This window comes from Microbulbifer regidiadema (SeqCode) (assembly GCF_052467605.1).
Genome location: NZ_CP174316.1, coordinates 830,942 through 855,415 on the forward strand (window position 1 = coordinate 830,942; position 24,474 = coordinate 855,415).

Here is a 24,474-nt window from a genome sequence, read left to right on the forward strand (position 1 = left end):
ATCTCTCCCCTAAGTAGCGACTAAAAAATTGGCACTAACAAAAAGACCGGCATATGCCGGTCTTTTTGTTAGTGCTGGCTAACCAATTATGGAGTTGTTTCCGCCTCCAGGGTTACACCACTGTAGGATTCATATCCATAGATTCTGATATACCAGGTGCCGGTGTCCGGGTTGTTAAAGGTACAGGTCTCATTATTACCGGAAAGGTAGGGGCGGCAGTCATATCTGCGCCGTGTAGGGGAGCTGTCGTGGCGTACATAGACATCAGCGTCCCCAGTACCACCGGACATCTCAATACTGAGGCTGGAGGTTCCCGCCGCGACTTCGATAGTAAACAGGTCACTCCAGCTGCGTTGACTGCCTGAGAGGTTCGTCTCTGTCCAGCCGTCACCGCCACCACCACCACCGCCGTTAACTGCTGCTACAGCTGCTGCTGCGTCCACAATACCGGCACCACAACTGTTGCACGAAGCTGGAAAGTTCCTTGCAGTACTGGTGAGAACTGACTCAACTTCATCCGGGGTCAAACTGGGATCTACGGAATAGAGTAATGCCGCAGCACCAGCGACATGAGGAGCTGCCATACTGGTACCCTGGATATAATAGTAACTATCACTGGTGGGATCTGTAGCGCCATTGTTATAGGTGGAGAGAACACCATCAGAATCATTTGCAAAGCTCTGCTCTCCACCCGGCGCTGCAACATCTACCACATTGCCAAAGTTAGAGTAGTAAGTGCGACCTCCACTGCGGTTGGTCGCAGCAACAGCAATCACTCCATCACAGCTGGCGGGAGTGTATTGGCTTGCATTCGCAGAGCTATTTCCAGCAGCTACAACAACTGTCGCACCGAGGCCGCGAGCGGTATTGATGGCACTTTGCGTGGTATTACCACAGCTGCCGCTGCCGCCGAGACTCATGTTGAGTACATCGGCAGGGTTGGAGTTATTCGGCACACCACTGACAGAACCGCCTGCGGCCCAGACGATGCCATCGGCAATATCTGAAGTGTAACCACCACAACGACCAAGTACACGGACAGGAACGATCTTGGCTCTATAGGCGACACCGGCGATGCCTATATTATTGTTGGTGACCCCGGCGATAGTGCCGGAAACATGAGTGCCGTGCCAGCTGCTATTACTTGAAGAGCTACCACCACAGGTGCCAGAGCTATACCAATCCCCTGGGTCGGTGGCATCGCTATCGCGACCGTCGCCATCCACAGAAACGAAGGTATCATCGATCATGTCATAGCCAGGCAAAATATTGCTCGCTAGGTCGGCGTGGGGAAGATAACCGGTATCGAGTACAGCAACCACGGCTCCATTACCCTGGGAAGTATCCCAGGCGGTCGGAAGGTTCAAGCCGCCAGTGGATTCATAGTAGTGCCATTGATTGAGGTAGCTTGGATCATTGGGGACAGCCATCGCTTGCATAAGCAGATCCGGTTCTACGTACTCCACATCCGGGTCCTGTTTTAGGCGGTCGATAATTGCATTTAATTCAGCTTTACTTTTTCGCTCTTCCAGGCGCATGACCTGGGCTCCAGTTGCTATACGACGCAGGTGGTGTACCTTGTAGCCCGCTTGATGAGAGGCTTTTTCAACCATCTCCTCAGTCATGATTGCGGCCTGCCCAACCTTAGCGCTCTCCTTGTATTTAACAATGATGCGATCAGTCAACAGTGTGTTGTCCGTCTCTTCTGCATAGACAGAGAAAGGCGTTGTGCATAATAAAGAAAATACACTCGCCAGAGCTGTCTTCTGCAAAAGAACTTTCAATGATAATTTCATTATTGTCATTTCTCCGAGGTTGTATTTATCCAGATATCAAATAATATTTTAATATCTGGCCACTCCTGAATCACCTCATTCCAGCCCAATAAGTTGACCAAAGGCAAAACTAAAAACGTCGAAATTTAGACTGCTTATTTGAACGAGATGAGGCTGGTACCAGAGTTTCACTCCGATACAAATGTATAACGACTTGGCAATTATTAACCTCAGAAAAAAAACCGAGCGCAAGGTGGCTTATGGTGACAACTTTATGATTTTTAGAAGATGAAATGCGGTGAAAATTTTCCTGTGAAAAAAGTGTGGTGTAGATCACAGGGGAAGCTCGCATAAAACATTTATAAATTCACCCTATTCCTGGCAGGCATCCAGAAAGGCATTCAGCATCACAGGTTGAAACTTCTATCCCTGAGTGGATGTGGTTAATTTTCTTGCGGCAAGAATATCCTTTTGGATACTATAAGAAACATATAGCTGCCAAATTAACGAGGCGAAACTGAAACGCATTCAATTAACAATCACCATTTAAAATAAAAAAAACAGAAAAAAGCAACACCATCTTTAAATGTAGGTACTCTTATGAAAACACGCTGTAGCCACGTTTTACTCTGGGTTAAGGATATACATCAGGCTGTACGAGATTTCCGCCAGCTCGGCTTTTCCGTGGATTATGCCACAAAAGAAAAAAACGCCCAGCACGCCCACATTTGGTTTCGTGAAGGAGCAATCATTGAATTGTTGACCTCCCCTGCCAATGCGCATTACTTCAAGTGGCTGATTGATATCTTTGCCGGCCGGGGCGCAGGACGCAGGATGATACGTTGGTCACAAGAAGGAGAGGGTTTTTGTGATGTTGCCTTAGTTAGCGATGATTTTGATAATGATCTTTCACGAGTAAAACGTGAAGGGGTTCAAACTGGGCGAGTGGTTCCCTGGCGCCGCACCAAGCCAAACGGAGAAAAAACCAGTTTCCGCTTTGTTTATCCTCGCTCTGAGCGACTGCCATTTTTAGTGAGCCCATACAATCCGCCCCAGTATCCACAAGAAACACATCATAAAAATGGTGCTACAGGTCTGGCGAAAGTACATATGGAAGTCAGTGAGCAGGACTGGCAGTCTGTGCAATGTTTAACCAATCAAGATTCCATATTTAATATTAAACCCGGTTCCACAACCAAAGTTACAGGCATAGAAGTTAGCGGGCTGAAAGAAAACTTGGACCCTACTCTATTGCATGGAAGTAAAATCAACCCTGTAAGCTAAGCTAGGAAGACTCGGATCTGCTCCGAGTCTCCCTAATTAGTGAATCAATCTAATAAAGAGATTGATTCACTATCCACTGAGCTATAAATAACAGCCATTAACTAAGCTGTCGTAACCTCATTACAGGCGGTAGAGTGCTCCAATTCCTGCACGACGCCCTTTTGACGGAGCTCCAATTCTGGCATCAGGGGCAAATATCGCATTAGTGTAACCGTATAGCTGATACTGCTCATCCAGCAGGTTATCGGCAAACAGGTAGAGTTCCATCGAATCAGTTTGCAAGGCTACACGTAGATCCAGTTTACTATAAGCATCCAGGTCGAAGTGGTTTTGTGCATCTGCCGGGCGCTCATCTACGTGGCGAACGGTCAGGTTAGTATTGAGAGCTGGTGTGCTTAAACCCATAAAGTCTGGTAACGGCTGGTAGTAGTTTAATGCCAGGCTTGCACTCCAACTGGGTACATCGGGTACTTCATTACCCGCCATAACATCTCCACCAGAAACGCCATAAACATCATTGGTAATTTCCGTTTCCAGGAAACTCAATCCTCCAGCAATACTAAATCGTTCAGTAATAAACCAATCGGCTTCAAACTCCGCACCAAAGGTCTCTGTATCTGCATTTACAGCAGCAGATGAATAGGTTGAGAAGTCAAAACCGAGTAAATGATCATCTTCTATTGAGTTAAAGAACACTGCACCACTGAGATTCAGACTATCTAGTTCACTCTTAATGCCTACCTCAATGCTGTCGACAGTGGCCGGTCGGTAGGCCAAGCTATCCGCTGATTGAGTAGCAAAGTCATTGAAGCCACCGGATTTATAGCCCCGTGCAGCCACTGCGTAAAGATTTATGGACTCGCTCAGGGAGTAACCGAGAGCTAATCGTCCAGTGATATAGTTATCATCCAAATCTCTCTGATCTTGCGAGATGTAGTAATTGCCATCCATACCATAGCTGGCGTATTCACCGGTGTAACCCTTGCTTTCTTGGGTGTAACGTAACCCTGCTGTAAATTTCAGGGACTCAGTGAAAGGAAGTGTTGTCTCACCATAAATAGCCTGGCTATCAGTTTCATAATCCCGGTATTGCTTGGCGTAGGACACCAAATCAATCGAATCGAAACTTCTTTCACTATCTTGCAAGTTGAGTCCAACTACCCAGAAAGTAGATGCATCAGGCAGTGAGGACAGGCGTAGATCCTGGCTGATAGTTTGTTCATCCTGGCTATCGCCACGGAGATACTCCACCGGGAAATTAAAAACAGCTGTGGCTGTCTCCTGATCAAATCCGGTTAGGTAACTAAAATCTGTGTCGACCAATGCGGTGATTGAGGTCAATTGACTATTACCCAGTTGATGATTGATTTCTGTAGAAAAACGCTCAACTGTTTTCTCGTTATCGTCAAATGCCCCCAAGGTATGTTCACTGCTCGGATCATCGCCAAAAGGTTGCAACAACTGCAAGTTCAGGAAGCCTTCCTGGTGCTGCCTCTCTGCGATAAATAAAGCAGAGGTCTCTGGGCCCAAATCCCATAGCAAGCTCCCCCGGAAAGCCAGATCTTCAGGCTCGGTCATTGGCTCACCGTTAGTGGTATTTTCAACCCAGTGATCCTCACTGGTGTGACGTACTGCCAAGCGACCACGGAGTGATTCAGAAAACGGGCCGCTGATTACAGTTTCATAGAGGCTCTGGTTGTCTTCACCCAGCTCAATGCGCCCATAAGCTTCAAATTCTTCAGTCGGTTTCTGGGTGGTAATATTGATCGCCCCTGCTTCACTGTTACGCCCAAACAAAGTCCCTTGCGGGCCTTTTAATATTTCCAGGCGTTCAATATCCAGGGTCCCGAGGGATACATTCCCTGCCGGCATAGAAACACCGTCAAGGTTCACCACCACAGAGCCATCATCTTTGTTTACTTGGTTGAGAGAGCCAACACCACGGATGCGGATATTTGCATCCACCGCACCGCTGGAAGAGTAGACATCTACCCCAGGTGCACTGCGCAAAGCATCCTCAATATTGAGGTGCAGTCGATTTTTTAACTCCTCTTCACCAATAACACTTAAGCTGAAGGGTATATCCTTGGCTTTCTCTTTCGTATGCCGTGCAGTGACTTCGACAACTTCCATCGCATTCTCGGAAGCAGTCTCATTATCTGCGTTTTCCGTCGCAGAATAGGCCCCAGAGGCGTATATTAAAGTTGCGGACAACAATGAAATCTGTTTGCTGAGTTCTTTTTTATCCCGGATAAAGCTGAGCATTAATTAATTTCCTTTCTACCTATAAATCATTGTTCAAAACTTCAGAACTCTCAGCCAGTAAATTCTGTGCAGGGTCCCGCTGATAGGATGGCCAAATATCCAGGGCCAATACTTTTTTGGAGAGCAAGCGATCAATCAGTGCATTTCCAGCGATGACCTTTGCATCCAACTTATTAATATCGGCTAACAAACGATAACTGGAAGTTTCAGTTACAGATTGCCACCCGCCTTTTTCCCAGCGCCACCGCTGTCCATCCAGACGGATCTGACCTGTTTTCAAATACTCGACTGTTAAACCTGACGAAAGAGGAGCCCCGAGCATATTTTGTGTCCGTGTCTCACCGACATAAGCGCTCAGTACATTTTCAATATTCTTCTGCTGCTTGATGTCATCGAGTAACGCGGACAGGGACTCAGGAGATTGCAGAAGCGTCCAATCCAGTGCAGCCACCGGCGCGTAGTAGCGAGTCCAACCGGAAATCGGTGCGGTGCTTAAGCGCTCAACGGGTACCTCACTGCCAGCCAAGTCTCTGGTCGTCTTATCGGAGTATCGAACCAGCACATCATCAAGCACTTCGATGCCGTCGATTTCCGCTACACAAAGCAGGCCAATCGCTCCAGAAACTCCATCGCTGAGCCACGCGGAGCCGGCAATACGTCGTAAGTCCGAACTTTCCAGTAAATGCTGGCGGGCCAAGGCTCGGGCGATATCGACCCGTCGCAGCCAGCGCCCTGTACCTTCATCGGCGATATCCCAATGAGGCCCCTCGGACAGTTGCAGCAAATTACCGCTGGCCCGTGTCTCTCCAAGTCCTCTTGGCCATTGGGCAATCCGTTTAATTTCGATATCAGTACCCAGCCGCTGGCTCACGCAGGCCTGCATCTGCCCAACGTCTTTAGCAATGGCGGAAACCATATTTGAACGATCGGAATCATGGGAAATATCAAACCCATCGAATACCGCTAGTTTCGTATTGGGTGCCCATTGAATGGAGAAATCCAAGGGGCCATGAGTGCTCCCCTGCTCACTAAAGACATTTTTATCATCCCTTTGGATTTGGATCTGCCAACGCCAGTCCCCCGATGGGGCCGCGCCCTCAAGGGTTGTGGCCAGTTGTGAAGCCGGCAGGCTGAACTCAGGGTTCAAGCCCAGCGCTTCACGTTCCGCTGACACACGCAAGATACGCTCGGGGTCAACACCGATACGCGGAACAATATCGCTCGCTTGTAACCAGACGCCACTGGCAGTCAGCCCTGAGGGTTCTCCCTCTGCGGACCACCCCGGCGCCGTCATTTGCCACAACAGTTTGATGTTACAACTCTGTTCAGAGCAGCCTGATATTGGCAGCGACATATGGTCGTAACGCTGATCCGGTGTGACTTCACGCCCGCCCACTAAGGCCTTAACCAATACAAATCCGTGGGGTAATTCAAACTGCAAGCCCTGCCCTTCGACATGAACTTTATGCAATAACCACTCACCTTCTACTGTTTGGTTATCCGGGTTGATATTGATATTCAATTCACCACCGGACACCTCAAACCCACTCGCTTTCGGCAGCCAATAAGATTCCCAGAGGGCATCTTCTTGTTTGAGTTGCTCTGGTGATTGATACCCGCCCTGCACTACCAGCCTATCTCCCAATACAGAACCGAGACCGAGAAGAAATAAAGCAGAACAAGCCACCAGGGCACCCTGAGGGGCCATAAGACGTGAACGTATCAGGGCAAAACCCTGAGACATGCGGCTATCCAGTCCACGGGGAATCAGAAGAGCAGCCAGGCCGATCATCAATAGGGCAAGCGCAACTTTAAATCCATCCAAGGCCAATAAATAACCGATCCAGGGTTCCCAGCCACTGAGTGCTGACAGTTGAATATGAGCAGTGATACCCACTTCATAGGGCGGGTAATGCACCAGCTCCAGCTCATGATTGAGGACCAGGATAAAGGTCACAAACATTGACATGGAATAGGCAAAGCCCGCATGGCGGAACAGTGCATGCACCAAAAGCACCATCATCGACAACTCCAATAAAGGAGCTGTCACTATCAGCAATTGATAAGTGAACGCCTGTACGATATCGACAGATGCCGGAGCGGTGAGAAGCACAGCAATAATGCCCGATAGACCCGGCAACAGGGCCAACAGCAAGGTCATGGCGAATACGGTAAGGGCAACGCCAAATAATCGTGTGTAGTCGGGCGCGGGGGTTGCAGACAGCATGTCGTCAAACCCGGGCACCTGATCCCTACGGCACACCAAGCCAGTCAATGCGGCGATTACAAAAGCAATAACCAGGAAAATAACATCCTTAAGAAGCGGTAACAGCATTTCCAAGCGCGGTGCCATGGGCCCTTCAGCGTGCCAGATGATCTGGGTAAACGAGCTGGCTACCCCCATTACTACCAGGACCGCAACACCGACCCACCAAGCACGACTACTCCATACGTGAAGTAATCTCCAGCGAGCTTCCAGCATGAGTTGGCGCAAAGCGCGGCCAACCGATGCGGTATCGGGCTTAGATGGAGAGAAATCTTTAACCTTGCGAGTGGCTGCCTTTTTAGCGGCCTTCGCCCGGGCAGGTTTGGCAGCCCCTTCCAGTACCAGTGTTTCCCTTCGCAAGTATTTCAGGCAAGCCGCCAAGGCAAGCAAAGGAACAAGACACCATAGAATTCGATTCAGTACCGAACCCAAAGTAAACGGCAGTAGGGAGGTTGATTTTTGCAGTGGTGTCCAGGAAGTAACCTCCGTATAAACGAAAGTAAACAGCGAGGGGTCCATAACCGCAGCCAGCTGCGGATTAATATTGCCACCCCGAAGAACGATCACAGCAAACATCCACAACATCATTAAAGCCGCTGCGAGCCCAAAAGGACCGGCCAGGCTGCGGGTTCGCAGCGTAGCGACAAAATACAGAGCACCAATACCGATGCTCGCGGGAATCTGTAACCAGATCCATGCAAAGCCAAGGGCTTTCCAGGGCGCTGGGCCAATCGCTGTTTCGGGCAGCAAGCCCATCCACACCAATACCGGCGAGACTAAAAACCCTACCAGCGCAGATGCACTTAATATGGCTCCTATTACCGCTGCGCCAAGAAACCGCCCCCAGAGCATTACGCTCAGGGAATTCGGTGTTGTATAGATCACTTCATGCAGACTGGCTTTGCGGTCCCGCAATATAGGCTGCGAGAAAACCCAGGCCCAGGCAAAAAACTGAAAGAACATACATCCCGCACCCATCAGGTAAATGAGTGATGGTGAGTTCCGGGGAATATCTGTGGCCCCCATTTTTTGCATGTAGTCGGCATTGACCAAATTCAGAAGCAGGTAGATCACCAGCCCCCAGAAGGCTAAAGCCACGATGCCGCTGCTAAATCCGGCTCTTATCTCCAGCTTTGCCTCATGGGCAATAAGCGCCAGCTTGTTCATGCAGCCTCCCGCTGGTCTTTTACCTGCTCAATAGCCAAGTGATAAATATCTTCCAGGCGAGGCGTGTGGGCAGTAAAACGAGAGTCTGCGGGTTTTTCCCCGTGTACGATTACCTGGGTACCATCGGGTCTGGCAATATTGTGCAGGGATGCGGGAAGTGATTCGCCACGGGGAATCAGTGCTTGCCACATCTTGCCTATATGAGGGCCTGTGACCTCCGGGGCTGTGCCCTCAACAACAATACGCCCAGAGGCCAATATGGCCAGGCGCTGGCACAGGTTTTCGATATCTTCAACAATATGAGTAGAGAGCAATACAATGGCATCCGCCGCGACATCCGCCAAAACACAGTGAAAGCGATTGCGTTCAGCCGGGTCCAGGCCAGCGGTTGGCTCGTCAACGATGATCAGGCGCGGCTCGCCAATCAATGCAATGGCAATACCAAAACGACGCAGCATACCGCCGGAATAGGTTGATACGGCTCGATCGGCTACATCGGCCAAATTGACCTGCTCCAATAGCCTATCCACTTCATGGCGCCTTGCGCTTGTTTCGGTGAAGCCTTTGAGCCAGGCAAAACGCTCCAGCAATGACCGCGCTGCAATTCCAGGATAGGCGCCAATATGTTGCGGCAAATAGCCCAGTTTACTGCGCATAAAGTCCGGGTTTGCCAGCACATCCACACCATCCAGCATGATCCGACCACTGTCCGGGGTTTGCAGGGTAGCCAAGGTACGCATCAAACTACTTTTCCCGGCACCATTAGGTCCAAGTAATCCGTACATGCCGGGGCCAACTTCCAAGTTAACGCCGTTTAACGCCTTCACCCCATTTTTATATGTCTTAAAGAGCCCTTCGATGATCAACCCTGATTGATTTTGCATCTCTCCTCCTAACCCCGTTTTATAAGTAAAAATTCCGTAATCACTTTTTTGTGCTGTTCGTGTTTTCTTAAAACTCTAGTCGCAAGCCTGACCGACAATATCCGCGAGTGCCTGAATTGATACCGGCTCCGGTTCCCCTGGCTGGATCAAAGTCGGCATACCGATTCGGGCCGTTAAATCACTCCACGCCATTGAGACACTCAATGCCCATTGACCACTTTGCTTGCGCTTCTCGGGTTGTGCGATATCAGTACAAAGGGAGTGCAGAGCCTCAATAACCGCCTCCGGCCAAGTGAGGGCAAAAATATCGTGGTAACTGCGCATTTCCGTATCGCCCAGGGTAACCATGCTAGGAACGGCCAGCCGCTCTGTACCCTCACCCTTTAAAATAAGCCGGCCGGTTTGGTCCCTTGGTGAATGCAACCTGGGATTCCAGAGCACGGGGCCGTGAGTATCAGTCAAAGTCAAAACCCCAGCCTCGCCACCTATAGCAAGCCGATGTAATAGCAGGGAATGATTATCAGGGTCCTGTGGATGAACCTGATTCTGAATACGCAAAGTCATGGGCACACCACCAAAGGTAGCCGACAGACTTTGAAAAGGATGGCCCTCTGGTTGCACCGGCTCGCTAAAAGACCAGGGGCGAAGCCCTCCCACTGCACGACCAATAACATCCAATAGCGGATAGGCCATCTGGCTGTTGCAAATAGCATCGATCATTTCCAGGCGCTGGTGCCGACGCAAGTATTCTGCCGCAGCCAGGAACTGCCTGGTGGGGCGCAAATTGGGGTAGAGGGTGTTAACGGCATAGGCCGAATTCCCCTGCTTTGCAGCTAGCAGGCTGGCGGTAATTTCCTTGGTGTGGACCGGATGCTCCTGCAATACATGAATGCCTCGTTTAAGAAACGATTGTGCTATTTCAGAACCCTCGCCCCCGGTTGCACCAGAACGCACAACAACACACACAATATCGATATCATCGGGGACCTGCTCTGCCTCGGTATAGAGCGGTACTCCATATTGCTCGGCACAGCTCCTGGAATAATCGCTGCCACGAGCCAATAATCCAGAGAGTTCAAAATGTTCTCGGCCGGGTAATCTGGACGATGTCAGGGCTTCGAGATAAATACGACCAAAACCTGTCCCTGCAACGACAACCCGCTTGCGGTTATCAACTCCCATTTGACTCTCCTCGGTTTTCAGCCATGGACACGGCCCATTTCTCTAATTGGTCCTTATCTATTTGCGCCTCAAGAGTCAAAGGCAATTTGTCCAAAACTTCGATATAGATTTCTGACTTAAAGTGATCGAGATATTCGGCCAGGCAATCTGCTGACAGTCGCATTTGATGTTGCTTGGCTCTACAGGCAAAGAAGCGGTGCCCCTGTCTGGACAAAGGGTGTTCGGAGGCAGGCAAATCCATGACCAGCTGTAAGCCGGCGGCATCCATGGCGTTGTGCCACTGGGAAAGTGACAGGAAGGTTGCACCGGTATCTGTGCGCTCATCGACGGCATCCACCAACATAAACGCCTGTGATGCCATCACCCAAAACTCCTCACTGGTTGGCTCCGTCATAATGAACCAGCCACCAGGGCGCAATAACTCGGCTGCCCTGCGCAATGATGCATCTGTGTCGCGGGCGGCGTTAAAAACACCGCCGGCAATAATTACATCGAAGCTATTGGGGGAAAATCCCTGGCTGCGCGGTGAACGATCAATATCAAACAATCCACGGTGCAACCAGGGGCGCTGCTCCTGATCCCCATGTTTTGCGAAAAAGCTATCGAGAAAAGCCGCAGAGATATCCGTAAACTGGTATTCAAAGTTGATATGGCCACTGACACCATCCAACACTGGCAGTAGAGCCTGGGTAGTCGACCCAGTGCCAGCACCAACTTCCAATATTTTCAGAGTCTGTTGCTGCCCTTCCCAGTTATTTAAGATGGACTTCAATAAAGCTCTTACTGAATGCTGCTGGTACCTGGCCGCTATACCCTCCCGATAAAGTGCACTAGCCAGCTCAGTGCTTCCACGAGGAAACAACAGATGCACAGCCTGAACCTTACCCCGAATCAGATCCGGTAATTGTTCCGCGTTAGCGCGGGCGTAATCAATCGTTTTACTGGCTCCAGACAGCATCCGCCATTCCTGTTCCAGCCGAGTCCATGCCATAGCCAGGGCAGCATCACTGTAGCTGTCTGGATCTACCTCAAGCAACCAATACTCGCCATCAGTACTTAGTAACTGCTGCTCCTGCAAAACCCTGATCCAGCGCTTGATCAAAGCTCGGTGCTGCTGAGCCACCGGAGGGGCTTCAAGTATTTCCGCTAAGCTGTGTACTGAATGTCGATCGCAAAACAATCCCAGGTGGCTGAAAGCATTCAGCATGGATAGCAAAGCAGTAGCGTTAAGTTGTTCCGTAACCTTTACCGCATGTTCCAAATCAATATGGGCAAATTCCGCATCCAGCTCGGTATTAATTCGCTCGAACAACCCCGCCATATCAAGGTTACTGGCCTCTGCCTGCATTTTGGGCTGCGCAAAGACCGCCCAGCGATTCTCTCCAGCAAGGGGGATTGTCACGGAGCTGGCAACCGCAGGGTGTTTCGCCACACTTTCGACAAGAGTCGCAAGCTTTTGGGTCTGGGCTTGCTGGACCTTTGCAACGGGTTCTATACCTTTATCGGTACGGACCCAACCGGAAATATCGTTTGCCAATAAGCGTTGAATATCCCGCAACAACGATTGTGATAGCAAGACATCGGTTTCATACAATAGGCATTGCAGGCTTTTGAGATTGGTCAGGGCCAATGCCGGGTGTGCGACCAAGCCTTTTAGCAAAGTTGCCGTCAATACCACGCCGGAAAACCCTGAGCGCTCCAGAGCAACCAGCGCTTTAGCTGGGTTGATAGCGGGGTCCTGCAATCGCACAGGCAGCCCACAACTCCATGCTGCGAAAATACCAAAGCGAGCAAATTCATTGAGCGGAGAAAATACGGCGACCTTTCCCTGAATAGGCCCCAGAGCTTCTTGCTGCGCTTTGATTAAGGTAAGGTTTGTCTCCACGGGGATGTTTTCTGCCAGCAATACCGAAAACTCACCTCGATAGCCTTCTAGCCCATTCGGGATTTGTACCTCTAAGGTCAAGCAATCCTTCTCTGGGTTCGCCTCAGACACAAGTTCAAACCCGATGCCCAGCCTTAGTGCCACCAGGTGCATCAGCAGAGGCAATCCATTCCCAGAATTTTCAGCTTGCCAGAGTAGTGTTTGGCCTCGCTGTGAGCCCTGTTCTGCAAGCTGCTCACTGAGCTTTGCAACCACGGAACCAGTCCAAGACAGCACCTGACTGCCACTCCAGTCATTGCCATCAAGTGATAATGCCGGATCTTCACCCAACTGTTCCAAACCACTTAAAATATTTGCTGCTATTGCTTCTATTTTCATCACAGTCCCTTAAACAGCCCTTGCAACAAATAAGGTTTGGCCCGCTACTGATAGCGGCGATGTCGAGGGTGCCAGGAAATACTTAATCTCAAAGCCAGCGCTAACCAGCTCTTCCTGCCAGGCTGCGCTATCAATAAATACCTGATCCGAGCCCCCTCGCCGATCTTCACTGCCCAAAAGAGTCCCGGATTCAGCAGGGGAAAGCAGAAACTGCATTGCCGTTAACATGGCGTGGTTATCCCGAGTGGATTCGCTAAACAATAGCCAGCCACCAGGGACAAGCGACCTGCGAATACGCTGTAGCGTTTGGCCAATATGAGCAGCATTGTGCAAAACATTGCCAGCCACAACGACATCGGTACTTGCCGGCGCAATTGACTGTGCAGAAAAATCGACATTGATATCGAGCAGGCTGCAACGCAAACCGATGTGATTGCGAAATTTTTTCTGTGCCGCAGTGGTAAATACCGGTGATACGTCGGTAAAGCGATAATTAACCGGCCTGCCGGCTAAAGTATCTAAAATTGCCGATGTGGTTAGGCCAGCACCTCCCCCCAATTCAAGCACCCTGAGCATAGGCCCTGGCTTGACGGCCTGTTTTACGATGTACGCTGCGGCATAATTGAGATATGTCGTAAACCAGTTGTTCTGGTAAGCGGCCAGTGCCGTTAGTATTTCTCCATTCCCGAACAGCAGTTGATTAATGGAAACTTGATCCCGCACCAGTTCAGACAAATGCCTCAGGAGCTTTTGGTGTGACTCGGCCATTTCCGGTGGAAATCCCAACGCACCGTAGGCCTCCGGTAATTTATCTGCTCCGACTGCACTCTCAGGAATTTGCTCCCAGGAGTAGTTGCCATTACTGAGCTTCAAAAACTCTCGTTCAACCAAGGCCACCAGCCAGCGGCGAACCAGCCAATGGTGTCGGCAGGCGGTACCTAGTGTATTAATAATTTCCTCACTGCCGCGCCCAACACTCTCTGGAGTCAGCGCTCCGCTGGAGGAAAATAACTCCATAATCGCCCGCAGGCTGATAAACTCAAGCCTCTGCATTGCAGCCGGCAGTTTTGCCAAACCACTGTCTGTAGCAAGCTCAGCGGGTAAAGCTGCCAGCCCAGCCTTATGGGCGGCATCGGCGGGTGGAGGTGTTAGGTTTTTCAAATGGCTCCCTCCTCAAGGCACACCATATCTTCAATACTTGTTTCCAGGGTGGTTAAAAAACTCAATGCCCCAATCTTCGACATACGCTCCATCGCTAATGCCGGCGGCAATACTTGGGCGCAGTAGTGACAACCCGCTGGGATTTCATCGCGAAGTACAGCCATAGTGGTGACTGCGGCTACCGCTGCTGTTAGATCTGCATTGCCAGTGCCCCGCAACGCGGCTGTGCGAGTGCGCTCTTGCTCGTTGTATTTACCGGTAAGTTGCAAAAGCATCAGCACATAGGGATCGCGCCCCGCCAGATCCAATTCGCTGGCCCGACACAGGGCTGCACGCGCTTTATCGCGGCTCAAACCATGGGCAGTATTAAAGGCGGATAAAATATAAGAGCCGCTAACCGCGTTATACCAATCGCCTTCAGAGAGGGATAAGTCCCGGGCCAAACGCTCGCTTTCACTGTTTAAATAGGGGAGAACAGTGGCTGTGTCTGGAAAAAACGGCAGTTCCACATCGGAGCGGCGCTTCAGCACACCATTCACCCTGCAACCTTTACGCCAAGCCGCTAAAGGCTTGCTGTGCTGTTCGTTGGCGCCTTGTAAATAATCATCGGCGGCGACATCGGTAAACCGATCGCGCAGACCGAAATAACTGGTCAGGCTCTCTACCTGCGAAAACTCCTGCTCTGCCAGCCAGCGTGGTAACAAGCTACTAAGCCCCGGCTGTAATCCAGCAGATAAGACTGCGATCAATCCACTGCTCTGGTAATAGGATGAATCGAGTTGCTTATAGAGAGCTTCATCGCCAGCAACATCGATATAGGCTGCTCCCACTTGTGCCGCAGCCTTGGCAACCCTGTCGCCAATTAAATGTGAAGGTCCTGCGCAATTAATCAGAACCTTGCAACCGGACACAAACTTATCCAGTGAGCCTGTATCCAGGTAGTCCACCGCCTGATAGGAAATAACTGAATTACTGGATAGCGGCTGTTTATGTGCATTGCGACCACCGATACGCAAAGGGCCCACTTCCAGGGAATGTAAATAACCGGTAACGGCTGCGCCCACATCGCCGTAGCCACCTAAAATCGCAATTGTCACAAGCTCACCTCCGTATCGGTCTCAACCAGTTGCCAGCCAGTTGCACGGCTGCGCTGGTGCCAAAAATGTGCGTAACGGCGCTGCTGGGATAACAACTCCCGGTGATTGCCAACTTCAGCCACCGCACCTGCTTCAAGTACGATAATTTGGTCTGCATTCATCACGGTGGACAATTGATGGGCGATCACAATAAGAGTGGAACCCTGTTGTAACTGCCTCAGGGAGCTGTTCAGGTATTTTTCATTGCGCGGGTCCAGTGCCGCTGTCGCTTCATCCAGCACAACGATCGGTGCGGCTTTTAATAGGGCGCGGGCAATGGAAACCCGCTGGCGTTCGCCGCCGGAAAGTGCAGCACCTCCCTCACCCACCTGGGTCTGCCACCCCTGCGGCAAGCGCTCGATAATCTCATCCACTCCAGCCAGTTTCGCCACACGTTCCAGCTCTTCCTGACTGGCTTCGGGACAGCTCAAGCGAATATTCGCTTCCAGGGTGTCGCTGAACAGGTACACGTCCTGTATAACGATAGAAATCTGCTGCATCAGGTCTTCTGTGCGCAGTTGCCGCACATCCACCCCGCCCACTTTTACCTGGCCCTGATCGGTATCAAAAAAACGCAGCAACAAACGGGTGATGGTGGTTTTACCCGAGCCTGATGCACCGACTATCGCTGTGGTGGTACCCGGAGAAACCCTAAAAGAGAGATCGCTCAATACCGGTTGTCCCGGCTTGTAGCTAAAACTCACGTTTGAAAATTCAACCCATCCGATCTGCTCGGTAAATGGCTGAGATTTGGATGGCTGAGGTAGCGGCTGCTCAAAAAGAATAGCGGCCAGTCTGCGTAAATCATTACCGGCCATACGCAGCAGACCACTGCGCCCGGCGAGTTCCGCCAGAGGACCGGTAAATCGGGCCGCTAAAGCTAGCAAAGCCACCAGCTCAACGGGGAGAAGTTGTTGATTGAGTGTGAGCCAAATGCCCACTGCAATAATAGCGGCAAAGGCGAGCTGTACCATAAAGCCACCGGCAAACAAACGGGGGAAGGTCTGCCGCAACATGGAACCCGCCGCCCTGTTTTGCTCGGCAATCGCCTCTTCCAGTGGAGGGTAACCACTGATATTTTTGCCAAATGACCTGAGTACCGCTTGATTGCGGGCAAACTCCACTACCCGACTACTGGCGCGGGCACCGGCAGCATCCACTTCCGTTTCCATGGCGCCTATCCACCGGGCGGACCAGCGATGGCCGATATAAATCAGGGGCACAAACAACAAAGCGGTCAGCCCCAAGCGCCAGTCAAACCACAACATCGCCACCCCCACGGTAAGCGGAGTGACAACGCCGCTGACAACAGGGGGTAGCAAATGTGCAAATATATTGGTCACCATCAAGGTGCCCCCAGTTGCACTGCGGGATACACGACCGACTCTTTCGGAGTTAAACCAACCCAGAGGAAGTTGAGAGAGGTGTTCACCCAAGCGATTATGCAGGGTTTTCAATATCAGAATGGCCAGTGCCGCCCCTTTGACGGTTTGCTGGTAACGGGCAATACAGGCAATTGCGACGACCGAGAACAGAGCAATTAGCCAGAACCCAACCGCCTCCATCTCAGAGGCCAACAGTGCACTGAGCAGAGGCACCAGAAGTGTCACCGCGACTCCCTGCAAAACCCCATAGGCGAGAAGCCATACAGCATAAATACCAACTTCACGGCGATGCGCAGGCCCAAGAATAGCAAGCAAACTGCGAATCATGATGAGACCCCGCTAATAACCTGAGCCCCAACATTAATTACTTCTTCGTTTTGTTCAGCACTGTTGTACAAACGCCATAATTCAGCGTAGTGCTTGCCCTCTGCCAACAGTTGTCGATGAGTTCCGCATTCAACCAGGCGGCCATTGTCCAGAACCGCAATCTGGTCAACGCCGGCGATGGTGTGCAGCTTATGAGCAATCACCAGCACAGTACGATTGCGCACCAAACAAGATAATGCCTGTTGAATCTGGGCTTCAGATTCCGGATCGGCGTGAGCTGTGGCCTCATCCAAAATCAACACAGGGGCATCTGCTAAAAGCGTGCGCGCGATACTTAAACGCTGTGCTTCTCCACCAGAAAAAAAAGCATCCTTGCCAATAACCGCCTGGTATCCTTGGGGGAAACTTAAAATGTGTTCATGGATGCAGGCACTGCGCGCTGCATCTACCAGCTCCTGGTCACTGGCATCCGGGCGCCCAAGGCGTAGGTTATCTGCCACAGTACCGGCCAACAGCTGGGTCTCCTGAAGTACAAAGCCCACATGTCGATATAAATTGTCTGGGGCGATATCACGGATATCGACATCTCCCAGGAGCACAGCACCTTGGGTCACGTCATAAAATCGGGGCACCAGCTTGGCCAGGGTGGATTTACCGGCACCGGAACTCCCCACCAAAGCTGTGATCGAGCCGGGCCGGCAACGCAAAGTAATATCGCTTAATACCTGCCGATCCCGGGTATAGGCAAAACTGACCTGTTTAAAGAGCAGCCCTGTATCTTTGGGCTCTTTGGGTTCAGAAGTCACAGCCAAGGGCGCAACCTCCAATAGTTGGTCAATCCTGGCTGCGGCTGCTTTGGCTTTTTGTTGGGCGGTTAATCCCTGGCTCAAAGTCAGGATGGTCTGAGGAATCATTACCGCGATCAGTGTGGTTGCAAGAACATCGATTGGCTGAATGCCTGTATTCACTACCAACCAGGCGCCCCCTCCCAGACTCACCAACATGATGACCGGCACCGATAGGGCCAGAGAGGTGACTGCCTCCAGACGCACAAGCGGTGTAACCCAGCTTGTATAACGGCGACTAAAATCTTCCACGGCTTGTTGGTAATTCCCGTGGGCGCGACCGGTTTGCGAGAAAACCTTGACCACCGCAATACCGTGGACAAATTCAACAATTGCAGCACTGACCCGACCAAAGTCCTTATCCAGCTGCTGCATTTTTTCCCCGAAACCACGCATCATCCAGGCGTAGGACACGAGGTAAATTGGCAAGGTAACTACTGCTAACAGGGCCAAACGCCAGTCGAGCCAGAACAAATAGCCCAAGCCCGCCAGCGGCAGTGCAAACGCAGCGGCCAACTCCACCTGATGGTGCGCAACCATATGGTGGAGATCATCGAGATCGTCTTGCACTGCCTTACGGACCGCACCGGAGGTGTGCTCGTTGTACCACCCCAGGGGCACTTGTCCCAATTTCCGCACCAGGGCCCGTCGCAGTTCCGCCTGCATACGCTGGTCCGCAATATGGGTTAACCACAAACCGATCACGGTGCAGATCCAACCCATCGCCAGCCCGACAACTATCGCGAAGACAACGGGAATAATCGCCTCGGCGATACCAGTGATATCGGGCGCCAGGAACCGGCGAGCCAGCTCAACAATACCGATAAAAGGAATCAGCGAAGTGAGCGCACCGCAGGCACCGAGCGCCACCCCCAGCCATACGAGGCCACGAAATGGACGCATCAGTTCCCGCAGGTTTGGCTTTGGCAAGTTGAACTTTGGCGAAATGTACTCAGCCATTTATTTGCCCGCTTTACCGCGCTGTAAGGGTTTTGCCAAGTGCTCAACGACAGTCGCAACCTGCGGCGGCTCCATCACGCTGAAGTGATTGCCCGGCACATCAATTAATTCAAAATCACCCAGACAAACATCCTGCCAATAAGGCGCAGCCATATGGCCTACGCCGGCGGTGACACCGAAGGATTGCTCTTCCTGGCAGCGCAAGTAGGTCATATTCCCAATATAGGGAGGCAGATCAAAACAGGCAGCGCGCATACTGTGTCGGCACACCCGGAAAAGCCCCGGTATCATCGCAGCTTCAACCGGCACACCCGCCTGGGCAGAGGCCATCTCGGTATAACCGGCCAGGCGCTGTTCCTGGGTGAGTTGAGAGCGTTGCCGCACGGCTTCCGCTACCGCTTTAAGCCCGGTATCACCGTCGAGTTCTGCCATCGCACCGGCGGGAATACGACCGTTGTGTTTCTGCATTAAGGTCTCGATCGCGCGGGAAATATCCTCGCTCTCGATATGCTCACCAAATACCGCTTTTACCGGGTCGAGATTCAGGTTGGGGGCAAAAATCGCTTCGAAAGCCAGCTCTTCATCGGTATCGACAAACATTGGGATACTGTCTATCAGGCTCAGGTCAACCACATCGATGCCGCGCTCCAGCAATCTCCGCGAAACTTCTGTGGCCAGCAGGCCGCCCAGGCAGTAGCCAATTAACTGGCAACGCTGGTAGCCCTCGTCGATGATTCTTTGGGCGTAATCATCGGCGGTGCGCTCGATTAACTCTTTGGCATCAATGGACAGATACGTTTCTGTATTGGCAACAGCAATTCCAATGACCGGGCCCAGATCTTGAGCCGCAAGCGCTTTACCCAGGTGCTGGAAATAATCCAGGGTACCCAGGGCCGCATGGAACATAATCCGCACCGGCGCCTCTTCTTTGGATGCCCCTTTACCCTCGCCTATATGACTGAAAGGAACCATCAAGGAGTTGCTGCCCTCGCGGGTAGTTGCCACCAGGTTGTCGCTATCCGTGTCTGCCTGCTCATCTGCAACGGCACCCGGCTCAACTCTCAGTGCTCTGGCCAATGCCGCAACCGTTGGTCCATTGAGCATGTGGCGCAACAAGGCGTCGTAAGTGAAAGGTTTCGCTTCCGGAATTTCTTCCAGCAATCGCCCTGCAACCCGCGCCATAATCAGCGAATCACCACCGAGATCAAAAAAGCTATCCTGGCGTCCGACATTATCGAGACTCAACGCATTCGCCCAGAGTTTGCACAGAGCGGTTTCCAGTGGGTCCATTTGCTCTGAGTTCCCAGCCTCTTGCGTATCACCCGTCGCAGGTCGCCAACCAGCCAGTTTTTTGCGATCGACTTTGCCATTGGCGGTGAGCGGCAGCTGGTCGATAACTTGTAAATGGGCGGGGACCATATGCGCGGGCAACCGATTCGCTAAAAAGTCCCGCAGTGTCCTGGCACTCAAATCCGGTCTGTCAGTTTTCATCTGCGCGGCGAGTAGATTCATGCCGAAGGCAGATAAAGGATGGTCATCTTCAGGCAGGGAAAGAATTTGTCCGGCGCCATTGGCTTTCAACAGCGACTGCCATTTCCCGATAGACAGGAACTTGGTCGCACCACAAGCGTGATCATCGCCCGCCGGGTCCATCATAAAGCCCTGGGTAAGTAAGATATGGGCGTGATCCACCGTTGGCTCAGTCAGGATTAACCACCCTCCAGGTGCCAGTAACTCCACAACACTGGCAATAGCCGCCTCTGGATCTCGGGTACTGTTGAGCATACCTGCACATAAAATGACATCTGCGCTATTAGGAGCCAAACCCTGGGCGCGATAGTCGGTATTGAGATCCATTAATCCAAAGCGCACCCAAGGCCACTCTTTAAATTGGCGGCGAGCCTCAGTCAGGAAAAATGCGGTCATGTCAGTAAATAGATAGTCGACGTCATATCCATCTAACATGGGAATAACAGAAGCACTGGTAGCCCCTGTGCCCGCACCCAGCTCAAGAACCCTTAACCCTCTATCGCTCTGGGCGGCAATGCGGTTAATTAATGCGGCAGCGGCGGCATTGTTATAGCGGGCGATAAGATCATCCCGATAGAGAGCCAAAGCCACCTGCTGGTCACCTTGGGGGAACAACAGCTCAAATGGGTTTTGTTGATTCGCTAATAACTGCGGTAATAACTCGATATGATCCCGGTGATATAGCAGGAATTCCCGATTACAAAAGCTGCTTTTAATCCCCTGCTCAACCCGCTTCCAGGCGACATCAACAATGGAAGCATCGATTTGTTGAGCAAGCGTATATTGTCCACTTGAGCTGCTGAAACTGAGCAGCTTTGCGTTAACGAGAAGGTCCAACCAACGACGCACTAACCAGTGATGCTTTTCATGTACTTTGGCTAAGGAGAGAACTTCTTCTGCACTATATCCCTGCTCACAATTTGTAAACGCCCTTAATTCCATCAGACCGTGAAGCATCGATAACAGGGATGCATTTTCAAGTGCCTGCACATAATCGCCGACACTGGCAGCTTCTGGCTCACCAGCCTGATAGTGCGCAAACTGACGCACTGAATTCACCAGCTCGGGATCAATAGTCGCCGGTTCTGCATCATCTAAGCGACGGCTTTCTACAAAGCCCAACAGATTTAAGTCCGCTCGCGAGTCGCCCTCTTTCTTCTCAATCACCGCCGTTGCTGTTGATACTGCGGGGTGGGCCAATAATGCAGACTCCACTTCTCCCAATTCGATACGGTGTCCTCGAATTTTTACCTGTCCGTCTTCACGGCCCAGGAATTCGAGTTCACCACCGGGTAAATAGCGGCCCAAGTCACCAGTGCGGTAAAGGCGCTGGCCATCCACCGGATGAGAGAAGAACTTCTGCTCAGAGAGGGCCGCATCACCGAGGTAACCATCGGCCAACCCCAGGCCAGTAATCATCAGCTCGCCCGCCACCCACACAGGGGCATCGCGCAACTGGCTATCCAGCACCCGGAAGCCCTGGTTCGTCAGCGGCACGCCATAGGGAATACTGCTCCAGGCAGGATCGACTCGATCAATACGGTGGTAGTTGGACCAGATTGCAGCTTCTGTAGCCCCACCCATGCCGATCAGGTCCAGTGCTGGCACATGGCGCCTGATATGTTCCGGTAAAGTAACCGGAATCCAATCTCCCGATAGCATTGCCAATCGCCATTCGGACAGCGGCCGAGGCTCTGTATCCAGATAGGTGGCCAGCATTTGCAACTGCGCGGGGACAGAGTTCCACAATGTCACTCGGTGCTCATCCATGACCTCCGCCCAATGTGAAGGGTCTGCGCCGCGGGCCGGATCGGGCAGCACCAAAATCGCACCGGCTGCCAAGGGGCCAAAAATATCGTAGACCGACAAATCAAAACTGAGTTGGGCCAAACCCAAAATACGATCGCCCGGGCCCACTTCGAAGCGGCGATTAATATCCAGCACCGTATTTAAAGCGGCCCGATGATTAATCATCACACCCTTGGGCTCGCCGGTAGAGCCGGAGGTGTAGATAACATAAGCCAGCTGCTCCGGGTCGCCATTACTGGCTACCGGGATCTCGGTTTCAGGAGCCAGGTTATCGACACTGACGACCTGCACTTCTGGCGACCACTTAATTTGGCTGGCGAGGTCACTGAGTGTCAGGACGTATTCCGCCTCTGCACTGAGCAACAATTTATTGAGGCGTATTTCCGGTTGTGCCGAGTCAAGTGGCAAATAGATTCCACCGGCCAAAAGCACACCGAGGGTCGCCGCTATTTGCTCTCGCCCTTTCGGCATTGCGATAGCAACGCGGCCACCCAGCTGGAAACCTTCTTTGGCCAGGGCTTTGGCGATGCCCGCCGCTTTTTTTGCCAGGTCGCCATAACTCACACTGCCATTGCAATCAATAATGGCGATAGCTTCCGGCGTCGCCGCTGCCTGGGCAAAAATGCCCTGATGCAATAACGCTGAAGGAACAGGTCCATCGGTTTGATTAACCTGATGTCTCTCCTGTTGCTGCCACTCGGGTAAAGAAACCGGAGATGTACTCAGCCATTGCCCATCGCCACTCGTGGAAAGCTCATTCAACAAGCCGGTAAATGCCGCGAACATATCTTCCACCAGGCCCGATGGAAAAACGCCCTGGCGCACATCCCAGTTAATTTCCAGACCATCGGCGTCATCTCTCACCTGGCAGTCCAGGGTGACTTGCGGTGTCTGGGTAATTCCTCTGCCAGACTCTCTACCGCTGGCAGGTTTTTCTGTATCTCCCAGGCCAATAGCACTGGTAAATACCACCGGCATCAATGCGGCCTCGGGTCCTCGTGCACGGGATAGCTCCCGCAGTACTTCCACGCCGGAGAACAAGCGGTGATCAATATCATTGAACAGCTGCTCGCCGATGCTGGCCGCCCAATCGCGAAAGGACTTTCCAGTGGAATCACCAATCGCCAGTACACTGACCGAAGTAAAATCCCCGATCAGCTGATTGACCTGAGGGTGTAAGGGCAATCGATTTAATAATGTAAGACTCAGGCTGAAGCGTGGCTGACGGCTCCACCGTTGCAATACCGCTCCATAGGCAGCCAACACGGCAACCGACGCGGTCAAGCCGGCAGTTCCTGCTCGCTGCTTCAGTGTCTGCCAGTGCGCCGTGTCCAAGCGGTAGTGATGGCGATTAAAGCGTACAGATTCCACTTCTGAGGCTGGCGGCAATACCGGTAGCTCAGGTGCGGCCGGCAGTTGATCGAGGCGGTCCAACCAATAGCGGCGGTCGTTTTGGTAGCCCTGGCTGTCCAGTAGACTCCGTTCGGCCAGTAGGTAATCGCGAAAATCAATTTCCAGTGCAGGTAGGGAGGCACCGGGATTCGCTAGCAGAGTATCAAGCTCGCTGAACAGTATGCCCGCACTGGCCCAGTCTGCGATCAGTGCATCCATAGAGAAATGTACGATATGTCCTTTATCCGTGCGGGTATGGCGCAGCTCGAACATCGGCCACTCACCAATGGTGTACACACGGTGGTCCAGTTCATCTCTCACCGATTTAAGGGCGAGCTCCAGGGCTTCCTCATCCATGCCGGTGAGGTCCTGACTGATCATCTGGTAGTGCGGCACTTCCTGGAGGACCCGCTGATATCCCTCCTGCTCAATAACCGCCCTCAACATAGGGTGACGCTCAATCAGCTGGTTCCAGGCTTCCTGCAAACCTTTTGGGTTTAATCCGGGATATTCCAGCTCCAGGTAACCGTGACAGGCAACGCCACCATAGCCAAATGCATTTTGCCGCCCCAACAAATAGGCAGTCTGTACATCGGTTAAAGGGAAAGGCTCATGCCGATTTTCTGTGTCGGCCTCGACCACCACCCCCAAACCAGAGTCATTGCCAGCGCCTGATTGAGCAGCGTTTAATATTTCAATAATTTGTAACTTATGCTCCCGTAACCTTTGCTTGTGCTGCTCGGTCAGCAGGCCTTTGGCTGCGCGGAAACGCAATTGTTCAGACTCGGTCCAAAGTTCAACCCCAAGCCCTTGTAGTTCGTCGATCAGTTCCATAGCCGTCAT

The 24,474-nt window shown here is 51.9% G+C and carries 12 protein-coding genes; 1 reads left to right on the forward strand and 11 read right to left on the reverse strand.

The window, feature by feature from the left end:
- Positions 1-86 precede the first annotated feature (86 nt).
- Positions 87-1,796, reverse strand: coding sequence for a S8 family peptidase (locus ACJJIF_RS04410; protein WP_444931032.1), 1,710 nt, complete (start codon positions 1,794-1,796; stop codon positions 87-89).
- Positions 1,797-2,375: 579 nt separating this feature from the next.
- Here ACJJIF_RS04410 and ACJJIF_RS04415 point away from each other — a divergent pair.
- Positions 2,376-3,059 (forward strand): VOC family protein, encoded by a 684-nt coding sequence (locus tag ACJJIF_RS04415; protein WP_444931033.1) that lies wholly within the window; start codon positions 2,376-2,378, stop codon positions 3,057-3,059.
- A gap of 120 nt (positions 3,060-3,179) precedes the next feature.
- On the opposite strand, the gene ACJJIF_RS04420 is transcribed toward ACJJIF_RS04415, so the two are convergent.
- The 10 genes from ACJJIF_RS04420 to ACJJIF_RS04465 all read right to left on the reverse strand — a co-directional run bounded on the left by ACJJIF_RS04420 (position 3,180) and on the right by ACJJIF_RS04465 (position 24,474).
- Positions 3,180-5,324, reverse strand: coding sequence for a TonB-dependent receptor (locus ACJJIF_RS04420; RefSeq protein ID WP_444931034.1), 2,145 nt, complete (start codon positions 5,322-5,324; stop codon positions 3,180-3,182).
- A 19-nt stretch (positions 5,325-5,343) separates the two neighbouring features.
- Positions 5,344-8,757, reverse strand: a complete 3,414-nt coding sequence (locus ACJJIF_RS04425) for an ABC transporter permease (protein WP_444931035.1) — start codon at positions 8,755-8,757, stop codon at positions 5,344-5,346.
- Positions 8,754-9,641, reverse strand: coding sequence for an ABC transporter ATP-binding protein (locus ACJJIF_RS04430; protein WP_444931036.1), 888 nt, complete (start codon positions 9,639-9,641; stop codon positions 8,754-8,756). Before ACJJIF_RS04430 ends, ACJJIF_RS04425 begins: the two co-directional genes overlap by 4 nt.
- Positions 9,642-9,716: 75 nt before the next feature.
- The gene (locus ACJJIF_RS04435; protein WP_444931037.1) at positions 9,717-10,823 is read right to left on the reverse strand and encodes a Gfo/Idh/MocA family oxidoreductase; all 1,107 of its coding nucleotides are present in this window, start codon (positions 10,821-10,823) and stop codon (positions 9,717-9,719) included.
- The gene (locus tag ACJJIF_RS04440; RefSeq protein ID WP_444931038.1) at positions 10,813-13,086 is read right to left on the reverse strand and encodes a class I SAM-dependent methyltransferase; all 2,274 of its coding nucleotides are present in this window, start codon (positions 13,084-13,086) and stop codon (positions 10,813-10,815) included. The genes ACJJIF_RS04435 and ACJJIF_RS04440 overlap by 11 nt, the downstream gene beginning before the upstream one ends.
- A 9-nt stretch (positions 13,087-13,095) precedes the next feature.
- Complete coding sequence (locus ACJJIF_RS04445) at positions 13,096-14,247, reverse strand: class I SAM-dependent methyltransferase (RefSeq protein WP_444931039.1); 1,152 nt, start codon at positions 14,245-14,247, stop codon at positions 13,096-13,098.
- Positions 14,244-15,344 (reverse strand): saccharopine dehydrogenase NADP-binding domain-containing protein, encoded by a 1,101-nt coding sequence (locus ACJJIF_RS04450; protein ID WP_444931040.1) that lies wholly within the window; start codon positions 15,342-15,344, stop codon positions 14,244-14,246. The genes ACJJIF_RS04445 and ACJJIF_RS04450 overlap by 4 nt, the downstream gene beginning before the upstream one ends.
- Complete coding sequence (locus tag ACJJIF_RS04455) at positions 15,341-17,095, reverse strand: ABC transporter ATP-binding protein (protein WP_444931041.1); 1,755 nt, start codon at positions 17,093-17,095, stop codon at positions 15,341-15,343. Before ACJJIF_RS04455 ends, ACJJIF_RS04450 begins: the two co-directional genes overlap by 4 nt.
- Positions 17,092-18,900, reverse strand: a complete 1,809-nt coding sequence (locus tag ACJJIF_RS04460; RefSeq protein ID WP_444931042.1) for an ABC transporter ATP-binding protein — start codon at positions 18,898-18,900, stop codon at positions 17,092-17,094. Before ACJJIF_RS04460 ends, ACJJIF_RS04455 begins: the two co-directional genes overlap by 4 nt.
- Positions 18,901-24,474 (reverse strand): non-ribosomal peptide synthetase, encoded by a 5,574-nt coding sequence (locus ACJJIF_RS04465; RefSeq protein ID WP_444931043.1) that lies wholly within the window; start codon positions 24,472-24,474, stop codon positions 18,901-18,903.

Excerpts from the sequence above, each read along its gene's own strand:
- ACJJIF_RS04410 (WP_444931032.1), bottom strand. The coding sequence starts at position 1,796 with ATGAAATTATCATTGAAAGTTCTTTTGCAGAAGACAGCTCTGGCGAGT.
- ACJJIF_RS04415 (WP_444931033.1), top strand. The coding sequence starts at position 2,376 with ATGAAAACACGCTGTAGCCACGTTTTACTCTGGGTTAAGGATATACAT.
- ACJJIF_RS04420 (WP_444931034.1), bottom strand. The coding sequence starts at position 5,324 with ATGCTCAGCTTTATCCGGGATAAAAAAGAACTCAGCAAACAGATTTCA.
- ACJJIF_RS04425 (WP_444931035.1), bottom strand. The coding sequence starts at position 8,757 with ATGAACAAGCTGGCGCTTATTGCCCATGAGGCAAAGCTGGAGATAAGA.
- ACJJIF_RS04430 (WP_444931036.1), bottom strand. The coding sequence starts at position 9,641 with ATGCAAAATCAATCAGGGTTGATCATCGAAGGGCTCTTTAAGACATAT.
- ACJJIF_RS04435 (WP_444931037.1), bottom strand. The coding sequence starts at position 10,823 with ATGGGAGTTGATAACCGCAAGCGGGTTGTCGTTGCAGGGACAGGTTTT.
- ACJJIF_RS04440 (WP_444931038.1), bottom strand. The coding sequence starts at position 13,086 with ATGAAAATAGAAGCAATAGCAGCAAATATTTTAAGTGGTTTGGAACAG.
- ACJJIF_RS04455 (WP_444931041.1), bottom strand. The coding sequence starts at position 17,095 with ATGATTCGCAGTTTGCTTGCTATTCTTGGGCCTGCGCATCGCCGTGAA.
- ACJJIF_RS04460 (WP_444931042.1), bottom strand. The coding sequence starts at position 18,900 with ATGGCTGAGTACATTTCGCCAAAGTTCAACTTGCCAAAGCCAAACCTG.
- ACJJIF_RS04465 (WP_444931043.1), bottom strand. The coding sequence starts at position 24,474 with ATGACGGCTATGGAACTGATCGACGAACTACAAGGGCTTGGGGTTGAA.